Annotated in this window: 22 protein-coding genes; 8 read left to right on the plus strand and 14 right to left on the minus strand. The window is 65.2% G+C overall.

Annotated elements, in window-relative coordinates:
* Positions 1 to 17 precede the first annotated feature (17 nt).
* The gene (gene recO / locus D8Z78_RS03215; RefSeq protein WP_121629155.1) at positions 18 to 749 is read right to left on the minus strand and encodes a DNA repair protein RecO; all 732 of its coding nucleotides are present in this window, start codon (positions 747 to 749) and stop codon (positions 18 to 20) included.
* Between the two features lie 74 nt (positions 750 to 823).
* Here recO and D8Z78_RS03220 point away from each other — a divergent pair, with 74 nt between their 5' ends.
* Positions 824 to 1504 (plus strand): Pr6Pr family membrane protein, encoded by a 681-nt coding sequence (locus D8Z78_RS03220; protein ID WP_206169621.1) that lies wholly within the window; start codon positions 824 to 826, stop codon positions 1502 to 1504.
* Here D8Z78_RS03220 and D8Z78_RS03225 read toward each other — a convergent pair.
* The 12 genes from D8Z78_RS03225 to folK all read right to left on the minus strand — a co-directional run bounded on the left by D8Z78_RS03225 (position 1410) and on the right by folK (position 10922).
* Positions 1410 to 1745 carry a DUF1491 family protein gene (locus D8Z78_RS03225; RefSeq protein WP_121629288.1) on the minus strand — a complete coding sequence of 112 codons (336 nt, stop codon included), beginning with the start codon at positions 1743 to 1745 and terminating at the stop codon, positions 1410 to 1412. The two genes, D8Z78_RS03220 and D8Z78_RS03225, sit on opposite strands and share 95 nt — an antisense overlap.
* Before the next feature lie 66 nt (positions 1746 to 1811).
* Positions 1812 to 2720, minus strand: coding sequence for a GTPase Era (gene era, locus D8Z78_RS03230; protein WP_121629154.1), 909 nt, complete (start codon positions 2718 to 2720; stop codon positions 1812 to 1814).
* A 51-nt stretch (positions 2721 to 2771) separates the two neighbouring features.
* Entirely contained in the window at positions 2772 to 3653 is an 882-nt protein-coding gene (locus D8Z78_RS03235) for a DMT family transporter (protein ID WP_121629153.1), read from the minus strand.
* 88 nt (positions 3654 to 3741) lie between these two features.
* Entirely contained in the window at positions 3742 to 4419 is a 678-nt protein-coding gene (gene rnc / locus D8Z78_RS03240; protein WP_121629152.1) for a ribonuclease III, read from the minus strand.
* 4 nt (positions 4420 to 4423) lie between these two features.
* Positions 4424 to 5242 carry a signal peptidase I gene (lepB, locus tag D8Z78_RS03245; protein WP_121629151.1) on the minus strand — a complete coding sequence of 273 codons (819 nt, stop codon included), beginning with the start codon at positions 5240 to 5242 and terminating at the stop codon, positions 4424 to 4426.
* Between the two features lie 111 nt (positions 5243 to 5353).
* Entirely contained in the window at positions 5354 to 5758 is a 405-nt protein-coding gene (gene acpS, locus D8Z78_RS03250; RefSeq protein ID WP_121629150.1) for a holo-ACP synthase, read from the minus strand.
* Positions 5759 to 6217 (minus strand): hypothetical protein, encoded by a 459-nt coding sequence (locus D8Z78_RS03255; protein ID WP_121629149.1) that lies wholly within the window; start codon positions 6215 to 6217, stop codon positions 5759 to 5761.
* A 67-nt stretch (positions 6218 to 6284) separates the two neighbouring features.
* Complete coding sequence (locus D8Z78_RS03260) at positions 6285 to 7037, minus strand: pyridoxine 5'-phosphate synthase (RefSeq protein ID WP_121629148.1); 753 nt, start codon at positions 7035 to 7037, stop codon at positions 6285 to 6287.
* Between the two features lie 75 nt (positions 7038 to 7112).
* On the minus strand, positions 7113 to 7760 hold the full coding sequence (locus tag D8Z78_RS03265) for a DUF2062 domain-containing protein (RefSeq protein WP_121629147.1): 648 nt from the start codon (positions 7758 to 7760) through the stop codon (positions 7113 to 7115).
* Positions 7761 to 7778: 18 nt separating this feature from the next.
* Complete coding sequence (locus D8Z78_RS03270) at positions 7779 to 9917, minus strand: RelA/SpoT family protein (protein ID WP_121629146.1); 2139 nt, start codon at positions 9915 to 9917, stop codon at positions 7779 to 7781.
* Between the two features lie 16 nt (positions 9918 to 9933).
* Positions 9934 to 10287, minus strand: a complete 354-nt coding sequence (gene rpoZ, locus D8Z78_RS03275) for a DNA-directed RNA polymerase subunit omega (protein WP_121629145.1) — start codon at positions 10285 to 10287, stop codon at positions 9934 to 9936.
* Between the two features lie 59 nt (positions 10288 to 10346).
* Complete coding sequence (gene folK / locus D8Z78_RS03280) at positions 10347 to 10922, minus strand: 2-amino-4-hydroxy-6-hydroxymethyldihydropteridine diphosphokinase (RefSeq protein WP_121629144.1); 576 nt, start codon at positions 10920 to 10922, stop codon at positions 10347 to 10349.
* A gap of 139 nt (positions 10923 to 11061) precedes the next feature.
* Between folK and D8Z78_RS03285 the strand changes: the two genes are divergently transcribed.
* Entirely contained in the window at positions 11062 to 11637 is a 576-nt protein-coding gene (locus tag D8Z78_RS03285) for a LabA-like NYN domain-containing protein (RefSeq protein WP_121629143.1), read from the plus strand.
* A 53-nt stretch (positions 11638 to 11690) separates the two neighbouring features.
* Positions 11691 to 12128 (plus strand): YqaA family protein, encoded by a 438-nt coding sequence (locus D8Z78_RS03290; RefSeq protein WP_121629142.1) that lies wholly within the window; start codon positions 11691 to 11693, stop codon positions 12126 to 12128.
* Here D8Z78_RS03290 and D8Z78_RS03295 read toward each other — a convergent pair.
* Positions 12125 to 12550, minus strand: a complete 426-nt coding sequence (locus D8Z78_RS03295) for a c-type cytochrome (protein WP_121629141.1) — start codon at positions 12548 to 12550, stop codon at positions 12125 to 12127. The genes D8Z78_RS03290 and D8Z78_RS03295 overlap by 4 nt on opposite strands.
* A gap of 126 nt (positions 12551 to 12676) precedes the next feature.
* On the opposite strand from D8Z78_RS03295, the gene ispH reads away from it, so the two are divergent.
* The 5 genes from ispH (at position 12677) to D8Z78_RS03320 (ending at position 15885) form a co-directional block, all read left to right on the plus strand.
* Positions 12677 to 13621, plus strand: a complete 945-nt coding sequence (ispH, locus tag D8Z78_RS03300) for a 4-hydroxy-3-methylbut-2-enyl diphosphate reductase (protein WP_121629140.1) — start codon at positions 12677 to 12679, stop codon at positions 13619 to 13621.
* A 129-nt stretch (positions 13622 to 13750) separates the two neighbouring features.
* Entirely contained in the window at positions 13751 to 14203 is a 453-nt protein-coding gene (locus D8Z78_RS03305) for a DUF3429 domain-containing protein (RefSeq protein WP_121629139.1), read from the plus strand.
* Positions 14200 to 14802 carry a class I SAM-dependent methyltransferase gene (locus tag D8Z78_RS03310; protein ID WP_121629138.1) on the plus strand — a complete coding sequence of 201 codons (603 nt, stop codon included), beginning with the start codon at positions 14200 to 14202 and terminating at the stop codon, positions 14800 to 14802. Before D8Z78_RS03305 ends, D8Z78_RS03310 begins: the two co-directional genes overlap by 4 nt.
* On the plus strand, positions 14799 to 15257 hold the full coding sequence (gene rnhA, locus D8Z78_RS03315; protein ID WP_121629137.1) for a ribonuclease HI: 459 nt from the start codon (positions 14799 to 14801) through the stop codon (positions 15255 to 15257). The genes D8Z78_RS03310 and rnhA overlap by 4 nt, the downstream gene beginning before the upstream one ends.
* Before the next feature lie 4 nt (positions 15258 to 15261).
* Positions 15262 to 15885, plus strand: a complete 624-nt coding sequence (locus D8Z78_RS03320) for a trimeric intracellular cation channel family protein (protein WP_121629136.1) — start codon at positions 15262 to 15264, stop codon at positions 15883 to 15885.
* Positions 15886 to 15902 lie beyond the last annotated feature (17 nt).

A 15902-nucleotide genomic window follows, 5' to 3' on the forward strand; every position in this document is an offset into this window, starting at 1 on the left:
TATACGCGCGGGCCGCGCTATCCCGCCGCAGGCCGCGCCAATCTGTCGATGAATTGTCCGCGCGCCGGCGGCAGGGGGCGGTCGCCGAGGCTGGGCGCAAGGTGGTGTGACAGGAAATGCCCGGTGGTGCGCAGCGCCTCGGCGATGTCGGGGTTGTCCGCCGGGTCATGGCCCAGCAGGACCGGGGGCAGGGGAAGCAGCTTGTCCGCCCAGATGCCAGCGCCCGCGCGGGTCACCGCGCGACCCGTCTTGGGCGAGACATAGGCCAGATCCTCGGTCGCACCGGTGACGGCGCAGCGGGTCAGATCGAGGCCAAAGCCCATCTCGTCGAGCAGCGCCAGTTCCCAGCGCAGATAGGCCAACGGCCACAGTGCGATCTGCGGCAACAGGTCGAGCAATTGCTCCGAGCGCTTGTACAGCGCTGGGTGCGGTTCGCGGTCGGGCAGGGTGAAGGACAACAGCGCGGTGACCGCGTTCAGCCCCGCCAGCGCCAGCCGGTCCCCCATCGCCGCCGCCGCACGGGAGCGCTGCGGCTCGGCGGTGAAGCTGCCCAGATGGTCCTCCAGCCGCGCCCGCCAGTGCAGGTCAAGCTGCGCGCCCGGTTGCAGATGCGGGGCCAGCTTGCGCGAGGTCCCGCCCCGCACGACGCCCGCATGGCGCCCGTGTTCGGGGGTAAAGACCTCGATGATCAGCGAGGTCTCGCCATGTTTTCGGGTGTTCAGCAAGATGCCGGTGTCGCGCCAATCCATGGCGGCAAATTGATCCGCAAAACGTGAGGGCGCAAGGCCTTGTGCGGGTCGGTGGAGATGGGCAATTTGACGGCATGTCCAAACCTGCCCGTCTCTTCGCCGCCCTGTTGGCCAGTCTCGCTTGGGTGACGCTGTACCACTATGTCCAGATCGGTCTGGACCGCCGCCCGCATTGGACGCTGTGGCAGGAATTGTGGCGCACGGGGCGCTACTTCACCTTTCTGACCAACACGCTCACCGCGCTGACCGCGACGTGGATCGCGTTGGGCGGGCGTATCTCGTCCGTCTGGGTGACCGGGCTGACCTTGTGGATGGCGATCGTGGCCGTGGTCTATCACACGCTGCTGGCGCGCGACTATACCGGCCTGCGCTGGTGGACCGATCAGGGCTTGCACACGGCGATCCCGCTGGCGCTGGTGCTGTGGTGGGGCGTGTTCGCGCCCAAGGCCGGGCTGGCGTGGCGACACGCGGCGATGTGGCTAGGCTGGCCGGGCCTGTATATGGGCTACGCGCTCATCCGGGGCGAGATCGACGGGCGGCACCCGTATTTCTTCATCGACCCGCCGCTGATCGGCTGGCCCAAAGTGAGGATGTGGATCGGTCTTCTGGGGCTTGTGTTCTGGCTGGCGGGGCTGTGCGTTGTCGCGCTGGGACGGGCGCTCAGTCGAGACCGGGTTCGTCCAGCAGGTGACGGCCCTGCCGATCCTCGACCTCGATCACCCAGAGATCCGGGTCAAAGCCGCGCTGGCGGCTGATCGCCGCGTCCACCTCGGGCTCTGCCCCGTCCGCGAGGACGGTCCATGTGCGATCCCCGGTCATCAGGTCGAAGCTGCGGGCAAAGGCCCGTGCCTGCCCGTCAAGCGTGGCGCATTTGACCAGCACCGCGCCCGCGTCATCGTCGCCATGCGCCACCACGAAGGCCGGGATGTCGTTCAGGCGCAGGCGGGTCAGGTAGGCATCGACCCAGATCCGGGTTTTCAGGCGCGGCTCGGTCATGGGCGGGTCAAGCGCGTTCGAACGCGCTTGCAAGGCCCTTCGAAGGGCCTTGCGCCAGCGGCCCCGTCACGCGTTGCCATCACGGAAGTCCAGACCCATCTCGGAATAGCGCTCGGCCTCTTCCAGCCAGTTCTCGCGCACCTTGACTTGCAGGAACAGGTGGACCTTGCGACCAAGGAATTCCGACAGTTCCTCGCGCGCCGCCTTGGACACGGCCTTGATCGTCTCGCCCTTCTTGCCAAGGATGATGCCCTTGTGGCCGTCGCGCGCGACATAGATCATCTGGTCGATCCGGGCGCTGCCATCCTTGCGCTCTTCCCAGGTCTCGGTCTCGACCGTCAGCTGGTAGGGCAATTCCTGATGCAGGCGCAGGGTCAGTTTCTCGCGGGTCATCTCGGCGGCGATCATGCGCAGCGGCAGGTCGGCGATCTGGTCCTCGGGGTAGAGCCATGGGCTTTCGGGCATCTCGCCCGCCAGCCAGTGGCGCAGGTCGTCGACGCCCTTGCCCTTTTCCGCCGAGATCATGAAGGTCTTCACGAAGGGGAAGCGGTCGTTCAGATCCTTGGTCAGTGTCAGCAGGACGGGCACGTCGACGCGGTCGATCTTGTTGATCGCCAAGGCGATCTTGCGGCCCTGCGGCAGTTCCGACAGGCCTTCGAGAATACGCTCCACGCCTTCGGTGATGCCGCGATGCGCCTCGACCAGCAGGACGATCACATCGGCATCCGCCGCCCCGCCCCACGCGGCGGCGACCATGGCGCGATCCAGCCTGCGTTTCGGTTTGAACAGGCCCGGCGTGTCGACGAAGACCAGCTGGCTGTCGCCCTCCATCGCGACGCCGCGAATGCGGGCGCGGGTGGTCTGGACCTTGTGCGTGACGATCGAGACCTTGGCCCCCACCATGCGGTTGGTGAGGGTGGATTTGCCTGCGTTGGGCTCTCCGATCAGGGCGATGAAACCGGCGCGTGTGGTCATTTGGGCGTGTGTATCCGTGTTGCGAAGCCGGTGGCTTACGGCAAAACCGGCTTAATTGCCAGAGGATTCGCGGCGGGCCCGTCCGTCGCGCCAGAGCGAATAGGTGCCCGAGCCGACGATCAGCGCAGCCCCCGCCAGCGTCATGGCATCGGGGCGTTCGCCAAAGACGGTATAGGCAAGGATCAGCGCGACCAGCAGGCGTGAATAGCGGAAGGGCGCGACGACAGAGACCTCGCCGGTGCGCATGGCGGCGGTGAGGGCCGTGTAGCCGATCACGCCGGCGATGGCGGTGCCGCAGATCAGCAGGGCTTGCGGCGCGGTTGGGGCGGCGGGGATGCCCTCGAAGGCGAGGATCACAAGCCCCGCGACGGTGACGACGCCAAAGCCCAGAACCCCCAGTTGCGCCGGGTGGATATGCGGCGGGGCAGTGCGCGTGGCAACATCGCGCCCGGCAAAGCCGATCATGCCAAGGAGGGCGAAGATGGCGTTGGCCTCGATCCCCGACGGCGAGGGGCGGATGATGAGCAGCACGCCTACGAACCCCACCGCCATGGCCGCCCAACGGCGCGGGCCGATCTTTTCGCCAAGGATCAGCCCGGCGGCGGCCATGACCACCAGCGGGGCGGCTTGCAAGATGGCCGAGGTGGTGGCGAGCGGTGTGTAGGCGAGGGACAGGGCAAAGAAGAGCCGCCCGCAGATTTCGAACCCGGTGCGGATCAGCAGTCCCTTGCGCAGGTAGTGCGGGTCCCAGAGGGGGACGCGCTTGTGCCGCGCGTAGAGGGCGTAAAGCGCCATGGCGGTCAGGCCGAATTGCACCGTGCCCAGACCGGGAGACAGGCCGATCCCGGTCGCGGCCTTGAAGAAGGCATCCTCGATCCCGAAACCGAGCATGGCGAGCATCATGAACAGCGACCCGCGCAGGTTGTCGGTCATTTGCGCGAGCCTTGGGGCGTGGGCTTTTCGGGCGCCCCGACTTCGGGCGCAAGCGCCCTCAGCGGCCCACCCTCCAGCCGCACGCCGGTCATGACACGATGTCGAGCAGGGCGCGGGCCGCGGCCTGTTCAGCGGCGCGTTTGCTGGGGGCGGTGGCCTGCGCGGTCTCGCCGGAAGCAAGGCGCGCCTCGATGGTGAACACTGGCGCGTGGTCCGGCCCGCTGCGCGCGGTTTCCACGTATTTCGGCGGTTGCTGCCCGCGCGCCTGCGCCCATTCCTGCAAGCTGGTCTTGGCGTCCTTGGCGTCGTCCTCGACACGCGAAATTCGGTCGCCCCAGAGCCGCAGGATCAGGTCCTGCGCGGTCTCGAACCCGGCATCAAGATACACCGCCGCGATCACTGATTCCATCGCATCGCCCAGCAGCGCCATCTTGCGCCGCCCGCCGGACATCTGCTCGGACCGGCCTAGTTTAAGTGCCGCGCCGATGTCGATCTGGCGGGCCACGTCGGCGCAGGTTTCCTTGCGCACCAGCGCGTTGTAGCGCGGCGCGAGTTGGCCTTCGGAGGCTTTGCGGTCCTGCCTCAGCAGCGCCTCAGCCATCACCAGACCCAGCACCCGGTCACCAAGGAATTCAAGCCGCTGGTTGTCCTCGCGCCCCGGTCCCGACATCGAAGAATGCGTGACCGCGCGGCGCAGCAGGCTCGGGTCGGCGAATTGGTGGCCGAGCCGGGTTTGCAACGCCTTGAGCTCCTCGGAGACCTTCATAGGATCAGTCGATGGCCTTGAAGAAGCGGTCACCGCGCCATGTCCAGAAGAACAGCATCGAGCGCCCGGCCGAGGAAAAAATCACCCGGTCCGCACGGCCGATCAGGTTCTCATAGGGCACCATGCCGACGCCGCCGATCATCACCGGCGCGCGGCTGTCCAGCGAGTTGTCGCGGTTGTCGCCCATCATGAAGTAGTGCTTTTCCGGCACCACGAAGATCGGCGTGTCGTCAAACTGGCGGTTGCCGATGTTCAGGATCGAGTGGCTCACGCCGCCGGGCAGGGTCTCGGTGAATTTCTGCTTTTCGCACGTGCCGCCCGCGCCGACCGGACCGTTGAAGCACGCCGGCAGCGAGCGCGCCGGACCCTGCGGGGCCATGGTTTCGGTGAAGGTGCCATCCGGTTCCTGGGGTGCGGCGGTGCCGTTGATGTAGAGCACGCCCTGCTTCATCTGGATGCGGTCGCCGGGCAGGCCGATCACCCGCTTGATGAAGTCGCGCCCATCCTCGGGGTGGCGGAACACGGCGACATCGCCGCGCTGCGGTTCGCCGCCCAGAAGGCGGGTGTTGTCGCCATCGGCCCAGCCGCACAGGTCATGCGCGTCGATCCCGGCAAAGGGCAGCGAGGGGCAGGAGGCGTAGGAATAGCCGTAGGCCATCTTGTTCACGAACAGGAAATCGCCGATCAGCAGCGTATCCTTCATCGAGCCCGAGGGAATCCAGAACGGCTGGAAGAGGAAGGTGCGGAACACGCCCGCGATCAGCAGCGCATAGACGATGGTCTTGATCGTCTCGACGATGCCGCCCTGTTTTTCCTTGGCCATGTGCGAGGTCCCTTGCCTGATCCGTCCCGCGCTTCATGAGGCGCGGGGCAGGTGGTGTCAAGGCAGCGGGCGGGCTCTTGGAGGATGGGTGATCACCCATCCTACTTTCTGTTACGCGCCGATGGGGCGGGCCTCGATCACGACGAAGGCCTGTGCCCAAGGGTGGTCGTCGGTCAGCGTGACATGGATGATCGCCTCGAAGCCCGGCGGGGTCATCTCGGCCAGCCGTTCGGCGGCCCAGCCGGTGACGGCCATGACGGGCTGGCCGGTGCGCAGATTGCTGACCGCCATGTCCTTCCATGAGATGCCCATGCGCAACCCGGTGCCAAGCGCCTTTGAACAGGCCTCCTTCGCGGCCCAGCGTTTGGCATAGGTGCCCGCCACGTCGCGGCGGCGTTCCGCCTTGCGCTGTTCGGTCTCGGTAAAGACGCGGTTGCGAAAACGGTCGCCATGCCGGTCGAGCACGCCCTGTATGCGGTCGATATTCGCCAGATCGGTGCCGATGCCGAGGATCATTCAGTCAAGAACCCATGTGTCGATCTGCCCGGTCGCCTGATTCAGCACGACGCGGATCGTGCGCCATGCAAGGTCTTCGGGACCGTATTGGTAGAATTGCACCGGCAGGGTAAAGATCAGCCCTTGCGCAGGGTCGTATTCCGCCTGCAAGCCGCTGAAATCCATTCCGGAAAAGCCCATTCCGCCGGTGCCGATCAGCTTGCACTGGCGGTCGCCCAGCTCAGAATAGGGCGGCGACAGGATCAGCAGATAGGCCCAGCCCGCCGCCGGTTCGACAGTGTCGAGCATGGCCAGCCGCGTCTTGCCGTCGGAAAAGGTGCGGGTGTTCTGTGCCCAAGGTTCGACGATGGCGCTTGCGCTGGCCTGCCACTCGCAGTCCATGACCTGAGGTTCCGGGTAGGACGGATCGGCCAGCGCAGGCAGCGCGGCAAGGGTCAGGGCAACGGTCAAACGCAACATGGGCGGGTCTCCTTTGAGACCTGACCCTAGCACATGCAGGCGGCCGGGGCAGGTCAGGAATGCCGGATCAGGCGCGGGCCTCGTCCATCAGGCGGCGCATTTCGTGAATGGCCGGGGCGAGCCCGCGAAAGATCGCCTCGCCGATGATGAAATGGCCGATATTCAGCTCCATCACCTCGGGGAAGGCGGCGACGGGGCCAACCGTGTCATAGGTCAACCCGTGGCCCGCATGCACCTCCAGCCCCAGCGAATGGGCATAGGCGGACATCTCGCGCAGGCGGGCCAGTTCGGCGTCGCGCTCGTCAAAATGCCCCTCGGAGTGGAAATCGCAATAGGCGCCGGTATGCAGTTCGATCACCTGCGCGCCGATGCGGTGCGCCGCCTCGATCTGTTTCTGATCGGCGGCGATGAAGATCGACACCCGGCAGCCCGCATCGCGCAGGGGCGCGATGAAATGTGCCAGCTTGTTTTCCTCGCGCGCGACTTCGAGCCCGCCCTCGGTGGTGCGTTCCTCGCGCTTTTCGGGGACGATGCAGACCGCGTGGGGCTTGTGGCGCAGGGCGATGGCCTGCATCTCGTCCGTGGCGGCCATCTCGAAGTTGAGCGGCACCGAAAGGGCCTCCATCAGACCGTCGATATCCGCGTCCGAGATATGGCGGCGGTCCTCGCGCAGATGCGCGGTGATGCCGTCGGCGCCCGCCTCCTCGGCCAGTTTGGCGGCCCGGATCGGGTCGGGATAGGCGCTGCCGCGCGCGTTGCGCACGGTGGCGACGTGGTCGATGTTCACGCCCAGACGCAGGCGGCCCGCATAGTCGGTCATGTCTTGACTCCCTGATCGAGGAATTTGATCAAAACCTATGCGCCTGCCGGGGAAAAGAAAAGCCGGTGATAGCGCTCACTTGGCGCTTTCGGCCTTCTTCTTTTTCAGGGCTGCGAGCTTGGCCTTCAGCGCGCCCTTGCGACGGTTCTGATAGGCGGTGATGATCGGCAGCGAGATATGGTACATGACCATCGCCGCGATCAGGCCCGGGATGATGCCGCCGATCATGTAGGGGTAGAACACCTCGTCATAAAAGCGGATCAGGTGGCCCCACTCGGCCTCGCGCCCGGTGAACAGCGCCACGAGATTGTCCCACAAGTCGCTGCCTGCATTGAGAAATTTCTCAACCAGCCCGGCATGGTCCTCGTGCTTGGGGGCGCGCCCCTCCATGTCGAGCAGCCAGTAGCCGGTCTTCAGCGACACCACGCCGATCGGCACATAGGTCAGCGGATTGCCGAAGAAGGTCGACAACAGCGCCGCCAGCACGTTGCCGCGCATCACCAGCGCCAGCACGGCGGCGACGATGAAATGCAACCCGTAGAACGGCGTGAAGGTGGTGAACACCCCGGCAAAGATGCCGCGGGCGATGCGATGCGGCGGGTCGGGCAGGCGGTTCAGGCGCAATCGGATGTAGCGCACGGCGCGACCCCAGCCCCCGCGGGGCCAGAGCGCCTCGACCACGATCCGCCAGATCGGTCGTCTGTCGCGCCTCTTGAAGACCACTGTCTTCCTTTCCTTACCTCATTCTGCCGCTGCCGGGATACTGGCGAGCGTTACATCGCGCCGCCTGTCGACCGAGGCCACGTGGGCCTCTGCCTCCAAAGCGGAAATGACCGAGTGCAGATGCTCGGCATCCCGCAGATCGATATCCACGATCAACCTATAGAAATCCGGTTTCCGGTCGGTGAATCGCAAGTCAGAGATATTGGCCTTGGCCTCTCCGATCAATGTGCAAATCCGTCCCAGTACCCCCGCATCGTTGCCGATGGTGAGTTCGAGAGACACCGTATAGACCGGCGGATGCGTGCCATCCGCCCATTGCAGGTCGAGCCAGCGGTCCGGCATGTCCTCGAATTCCTCGAGCGCCTCGCAATCGATGGCATGCACCGCGACCCCTTTGCCGCGATGCGAGATGCCGACGATGCGCTCACCCGGCAGCGGCTGACAGCAGGGCGCGCGGTGGAAGGCCTGACCATGGGCAAGGCCTACGACGGCGCGTTTGGCTTCGACATCGCCTTCGGGGCCGATGGCAAGGTCCGGGTAGACCGACTGAACGACCTCGTTCGCGGTCACTTCGGCGGCGCCCAGCTGTGCCAGCAGGGTGTCCACCGATTCGATCCGCAGCGTGCCAGCGGCCTTTTCCAGCACCTTGTCGGTGGCCTTCTTGCCGTGGCTTTCGAATGCCGCGCGGGCCAGTTCGTGCCCCAGTTTGACGAAACGTTCCTTGTTCGCCTCGCGCAGGGCGCGGCGGATCGCGGTCTTGGCCTTGCTGGTCTGGGCGATGTCCAGCCATGTTGCCTGCGGCTGCTGACCCTCGGCGGTGATGATCTCGACCGACTGGCCATTCTTCAGCCGGGTCCACAGCGGCACGCGGATGCCATCCACCTTGGCGCCCACGCAGGCCGAGCCGATCCGGGTGTGGATCGCATAGGCATAGTCGAGCGGCGTCGCGCCCTTGGGCAGCTTGACCACGTCGCCCTTGGGGGTGAAGCAAAACACCTTGTCGGTATACATCTCCAGCTTGACCGCTTCGAGGAAGGCGTCGTGATCCTCCTCGGTGTCGAACTGTTCGGTCAGCCCCGCGATCCATTTCGTCGGATCGACGGCAAAGGGGTTTTCGGCGGGCGCACCGTCGCGATAGGACCAATGCGCGGCAACGCCGGTCTCGGCGACCTCGTGCATCTGGCGGGTCCGGATCTGCACCTCGACGCGCTTGCCGTCGCGCCCCGACACGGTGGTGTGGATCGAGCGGTAGCCGTTGGATTTCGGCTGGCTGATATAGTCCTTGAAGCGGCCCGGCACCGCCTTCCACCGCTGGTGGATCACGCCCAGCGTGGCATAACATTCGGCATCGGTGCGGGTGATGATGCGAAAGCCGTAGATGTCCGACAGGCGGGAAAAGCCGATCTTCTTTTCCTGCATCTTGCGCCAGATCGAATACGGCTTCTTCGCGCGGCCATAGACCTGCGCGTCGATATCCGCCTTTTCCAGCTCCGCGCGCATGTCGCCGGTGATCCGGTGGATCACGTCGCCGGTTTCCTTTTGCAAGGTGATGAAGCGGCGGATGATGCTGGACCGCCCCTCGGGGTTCAGCACGCGAAAGGCCAGATCCTCCAGCTCTTCGCGCATGTATTGCATGCCCATCCGCCCGGCGAGCGGCGCGTAGATGTCCATCGTCTCGCGCGCTTTCTGCACCTGCTTTTCCGGGCGCATGGACCGGATCGTGCGCATGTTGTGCAGACGGTCGGCGAGCTTGACCAAAATCACCCGCAGGTCCTTGGACATGGCCATGAACAGCTTGCGGAAGTTCTCGGCCTGCTTGGTTTCGCTGCTCGACAGCTGGAGGTTGGTCAGCTTGGTCACGCCATCGACCAGATCGGCGACCTCGCGGCCAAACCGGTCCGCTACCTCGGTATAGGTGGACCGGGTATCTTCGATCGTGTCGTGCAGCAGGGCGGTGATGATGGTCGCATCGTCCAATTGCTGTTCCGTCAGGATGGCGGCGACGGCAACGGGGTGCGAAAAATAGGGTTCGCCCGACTTGCGGAACTGGCCCTCGTGCATCTCGCGGCCATAGTCATAGGCCGCGAGGATCAGCTTTTCATTGGTGCGCGGGTTGTAGTTGCGGACGAGGGCAACAAGATCCTCAGCTGCGATCATGATGCCCTGCTGGTCCTCAACCCTGTCCCTGTGCTTCCATCAGGGCGCGCAGGAGTTTTTCCTCGGACATGTCGTCCTCGGCGGGCTTGTCCTGCTCGGCGCCCATCAGCAGCGCCATGGCGTCGTCTTCGGGCTCGTCGACCTCGATTTGCGACTGGTTCGATTCGATCAGCCGCTCGCGCAGTTCGTCCGCCGACTGGGTTTCCTCGGCGATCTCGCGCAGGGCGACGACCGGGTTCTTGTCGTTGTCGCGGTCGACCGTGATCGCTGCGCCAGCGGACACTTCGCGCGCACGATGCGCGGCGAGCATCACCAGCTCGAAGCGGTTCGGAACCTTGTCAACGCAATCTTCTACCGTCACGCGGGCCATATGGTGTCACCTTGTCTCGGATGCATCAGAACGCGCTTTCTAACGCGACTCGGCAGGATTTACAAGCGCATCCCGGTCAGCGGGACCGGCTCGTCGCGCAACTCTGGGGGCAGCGCAGCCAGCATATCTGCGACGGATTGACGCAATATTGGGTGAATCCAGCCCGGAGCGATGTCGTTCAGCGGCACCAGCACGAACGCCCGGTCCTGCAAACGCGGATGCGGAAGGATCAGTTCACCGGGTGATTCGCGGGTTTGAAGCTCGGGTGCAAGGGTCCGCCAAGCCTCATACGTGACGCGATCTGGCGTCACGTCCTCTCCGGCGGCGATCACGTCGAGGTCAAGTGACCGGCTGCCCCATCGCTGAATGCGTTGTCTGCCAAAGAAATATTCCACTTCGTGCAGCTTTCCCAGCAATGACGCAGCACACCCGTCATAGGAGAGTGCAGCCGCCGCATTCACATAGTCGGGGCCGGCCCCCGCAGGGAAACATGGGGTTGCGAAATACCTGCTGACGCGCCGCAGCGTCACGTCAACGGAGGCGAGCTGGTGCAGGGCCGCGGTCAGGGTGTCGGACGGGTCGCCGTGGTCGGAGCCTAGATTGGACCCGAGGGCGATCAAGAATTCTTGTACCATCGAGAGCGTTACGCTATCCTTAAGTATATAGTAGATTGGTTGAAACGCGTGCCAGAATGTTTATTCTCTGGCCCTCAGGTCGCATTTCTAACCCACTCACGGATTTTCGGCGACCGATTTGTAAGAAAGGAAATTTCTTATGTTTTACAAGGACGAACGGCTCGCGCTGTTCATCGATGGGTCGAACCTTTACGCGGCCGCGAAGGCGCTGGGCTTCGATATCGATTACAAGCTTCTCCGGCAGGAATTCGCGCGACGCGGCAAGATGGTGCGCGCCTTCTACTACACGGCGTTGCTGGAGAATGACGAGTACTCGCCCATTCGCCCTCTGGTTGACTGGCTGCACTACAACGGTTTCACCATGGTGACCAAACCGGCCAAGGAATACACCGACAGCCAAGGCCGACGTAAGGTCAAGGGCAACATGGATATCGAACTGACCGTCGATGCCATGGAACTGGCCCCCCGCGTCGATCACATCGTGCTGTTCTCGGGCGATGGCGATTTCCGTCCGCTGGTCGAAAGCCTGCAACGTCAGGGCGTGCGCGTCTCGGTGGTTTCGACCATCCGCAGCCAGCCGCCGATGATCGCCGATGAGCTGCGTCGTCAAGCTGATAATTTTATCGAGCTCGACGAACTGCGCGAAGTCATCGGGCGCCCGCCGCGCGAACAGCAGGTGGAGCGCAATTTCGAGGTTGCCTCGAACAACGGCTGAACCGGTCTGCGGACGTGAGGGGATACGCGTCTTGACGACCGGCAAGGGGATGAATGATGGGTGAGGCCGCCGCTTTGGGCGGCCTTTTCCTTGCCGCCTTCGGGGCGGCGACGGTGCTGCCCTTCCAGTCGGAAATCGTCTTTGCGGCGATGCAGATCGGCGGCGCATGGCCGGTCTGGCTGCTGGTCGTCGTGGCCAGCATCGGCAATACGCTGGGCTCTTGCGTGAACTACGCGATGGGGCGCGCGGCCGAACGTTACCGCGACCGCCGCTGGTTCCCGGCCAACGAGGCGCAACTCGCGCGCGCCCAAGCGTGGTACGGACGGTGGGGTGTCTGGACGCTGCTGCTGTCCTGGGCGCCCTTGGGCGACGCGATCACCTTGATCGCGGGTATCATGCGCACGCCCGTGTGGCTGTTCGTGGCGCTGGTCGGCTTTGCCAAGACGGTGCGGTACATCGTCTTTGCCGCGCTGACGGCGGGGTTCCTTTAATCCGGCGACACCGCGTTCATGTTGTCATGCATCTCGATGATTTCGTCGGGCCAAGTGCTTTTGATATAGCCGAGCACGTTGAGGATCTCGTCCGGGCTCAGCACTTCGCCAAAGCCCATCATGTTCGATTTGTACCCGCCGCCGATCAGCCGTTCGGAGCCAAGCGTAACGATCTGCACCAGCAGGGCGTCGCGATGGTGCCATGTATGCCCGGTCTCGTCATGCGGTGGGGCAGGCAGATAGCCGTCCGCGTCGGCGACGCGCCAGTCGGGCTCGCCTTCCAGCCGGGCGCCATGGCAGGCGGCGCAATGCTCGGCATAGATCTCCTCTCCGGCGGCCACTGCGGCAGGGTCGTCATAAGGCAGGATGCCTTGCGCCCATGCCGGGCTGCCCATCGCCACCAAAGCCAGAACCAATCGCATGCGCATCCTCCCGCTGTCGTTGCGCGTCACATAGTCCGGTCCGCCTGCCGAAAGGCAAGTCACGAAACCGTAGGGCTGGACGCACGCGCCCCGAGCGCTTACCTGAGGCGCCAAAGGAGACGCGCCATGACCCCTCTGACCCTGTACCTCGCCGCTCCGCGCGGCTTTTGCGCCGGTGTCGACCGCGCCATCAAGATCGTCGAGATGGCGTTGGAGAAATGGGGCGCGCCGGTCTATGTCCGTCACGAGATCGTCCATAACAAATTCGTCGTCGACGACCTGCGGGCCAAGGGCGCGGTGTTTGTCGAGGAACTGGACGAATGCCCTGTCGACCGCCCGGTGATCTTCTCGGCCCATGGCGTGCCCAAGGCCGTCCCCGCCGAGGCTGCGCGCCGCGAGATGGTCTATGTCGATGCGACCTGCCCCCTGGTGTCCAAGGTCCATATGGAGGCGACGCGCCACCATGAGCGCGGCCTTCAGATCGTGATGATCGGCCATCAGGGCCACCCCGAAACCATCGGGACGATGGGCCAGCTGCCGCAGGGCGAGGTGGTGCTGGTCGAAACCGTGGCCGACGTGGCCACGCTGGAGGTCCGCGACCCCGAAAGGCTCGCCTATGTCACCCAGACGACCCTGTCGGTGGATGACACCTCGGACGTTGTTGCGGCCTTGCAGGCGCGCTTCCCGGCCATTGTCGGCCCCCACAAGGAAGACATCTGCTACGCCACCACCAACCGTCAGGAGGCGGTCAAGGCGATCGCCCCGAAATCCGACGCCCTTTTGGTGGTCGGCGCACCCAACTCGTCGAATTCCCGCCGCCTCGTCGAGGTCGCCTCGCGCGCCGGCTGCAACTATGCGCAACTCGTGCAGCGCGCGAGCGATATCGACTGGCGAGCGCTGGACGGCATAAAAAGCGTCGGCATCACCGCGGGCGCCTCCGCCCCCGAAGTGCTGATCAACGAGGTCATCGACGCCTTCCGAAGCCGCTATGACGTTGCCGTCGAGATGGTCGAAACCGCGCAGGAAAACGTCGAGTTCAAGGTCCCCCGCGTGCTCCGCGAACCAGCCTGACGGGCCAAGACCCCGTCATCTTGGCTTGCCATGGTTTCTTCTGGCTGCAAATACCGCGGGGGAGGCGCGTCAGCGCCGGGAGCAGCGCCCCCAAACCCGTCCAACGCCCGCGTCCCGCCGGAGGAAACCATGACCCAGATCCCCCGTTCCGCCCTGATCCTCGGCCTCGCCGGGGTGATCCCCTTTGCATGGGGCGCGCTGACCGTCTTGTCAGACGGGCTCGCCCAGTTCAGCGTCCAGACGCTCGGCCCACGCTTCACCGGGCCCTATGTCCAGCTATTCTATGGCGCGGTGATCCTGTCCTTCATGTCCGGGGTGCTTTGGGGCTTTGCCACCAAGGTCACGGGCAAACAGGCGGCGACGGGCTATGCGCTGTCGGTGGTGCCCGCGCTTTGGGCGTTCTTCATGACCGGCGGCGGGCCGACGAGCGCGGGGATGAACCTGATCTTCGGCTTTCTGGGCCTTCTGGTGCTGGACTGGCAGTTCTGGCGTTGGGGGCTGGCGCCGAAATGGTGGATGCACCTGCGCGTGCTGCTGAGCGCGCTGGTCGTGATCTGCCTTGCCATCGGGGTGATCTGGTGACCGACCGGCAGACGCTCGATGTCTACGACGCCCGCGCGGGCGACTATGCAAAGACGCTTGGCGCCGATCCGGCGACCGCGCCGTCGCTGAGCGCTTTCGTCGCGGCGCTGCCCGACGGCGCGCGGGTGCTTGACCTTGGCTGTGGTCCCGGCATATGGGCGGCGGCGATGGCGCAGGCGGGGTGCCGGGTCGATGCGACGGATGCCTCGCAAGCCATGGTGGATCTGGCCGCGCGACAGCCCGGCGTGACCGCATGGCAGGCCAGCTTCGAGGATCTGGACGCCGAGGCGCAGTATGACGGCATCTGGGCCAATTTCAGCCTGCTGCACGCATCCCGGGACGCGATGCCGGGCCATCTGGCCCGCATTGCGCGTGCCTTGAAACCCGGCGGGTTGCTGCATATCGGCCTCAAGGAAGGGCAGGGCGCGGCGCGCGACAGCCTTGGCCGCTTCTACACCTACTACACGGTCGAGGAGGTGACGCCGATGCTGCGCGACGCGGGCCTGACCGCTGGCCCGGCGCGGCACGGGGCGGACAAGGGGCTTGACGGCGCGGTCGCACCTTGGTTCACGCTGACCGCCACGAAGGAGGGGTCATGACCGATCTATATGCCTATACGGACGGAGCCTGCTCCGGCAATCCCGGTCCCGGTGGTTGGGGCGCGCTGCTGCAAGCCAAGGACGGCGAGACCGTCGTCAAGGAACGCGAACTGTCCGGCGGCGAGGCCGCGACCACCAACAACCGGATGGAACTGCTCGCCGCGATCAACGCGCTGGAAAGCCTCAAGCGGTCCACCCGGATCACGGTCGTCACCGACAGCGCCTATGTGAAGAATGGTGTCACCGGCTGGATTCACGGCTGGAAGCGCAACGGCTGGAAGACCGCCGCGAAGAAGCCGGTCAAGAATGTCGAACTGTGGCAACGGCTTGACGAGGCGCAGGCACGCCACGATGTCACGTGGGAATGGGTCAAGGGGCATGCGGGCCACCCCGAAAACGAACGCGCGGACGAGCTGGCCCGCGCTGGCATGGCCCCCTTCAAGAAGGGCGCCTGAGACCGTGCCTCTGGTCCAGTTGCTCGACTATGCCTCGGTGCTGATCTTCGCGCTGACCGGCGCTCTGGTGGCCAGCCGGGCGCAGCTGGACCTGATCGGGTTTGCTTTCTTCGCCTGCCTGACCGGGGTCGGCGGCGGCACGCTGCGCGACGTGCTGCTGGACCGCAACCCGGTCTTCTGGATCGGCAATCCAACCTACCTGCTGGTGGGCTGCGGGGCGGCAATCGCGGTGTTCTTCACCGCGCACCGGTTGGAAAGCCGATATACCGCGATCCTCTGGCTGGACGCGCTCGCACTGGGCGTGGCTGTCGCGGCGGGGTCCTCCATCGCGGCGGGGTTGGACCACCACCCGATCATCGTTCTGGTCATGGGCATTGCGACGGGCTGTGCCGGTGGCTTGGCGCGCGACGTCGTGGCGAACGAAGTGCCGCTGGTGCTGAAACAGGGTGAGCTTTACGTGACCTGCGCGCTGGCGGGGTCGCTGGCGACGGTGGGCGCGCAGGTGCTGGACCTGTCGCCCGCCATCGGGGCCGTCACCTGCGCGGCGGTGACGTTCGGCCTGCGCGCCGGGTCCATCGGACTGGGGTGGCGCTTGCCCGTCTACAAGCCAAGGCCGCCGCGCATGTGACATGGGGTAGGATGGGT

The organism is Tropicibacter alexandrii (genome assembly GCF_003667315.2).
GTDB lineage: Bacteria > Pseudomonadota > Alphaproteobacteria > Rhodobacterales > Rhodobacteraceae > Tropicibacter > Tropicibacter alexandrii.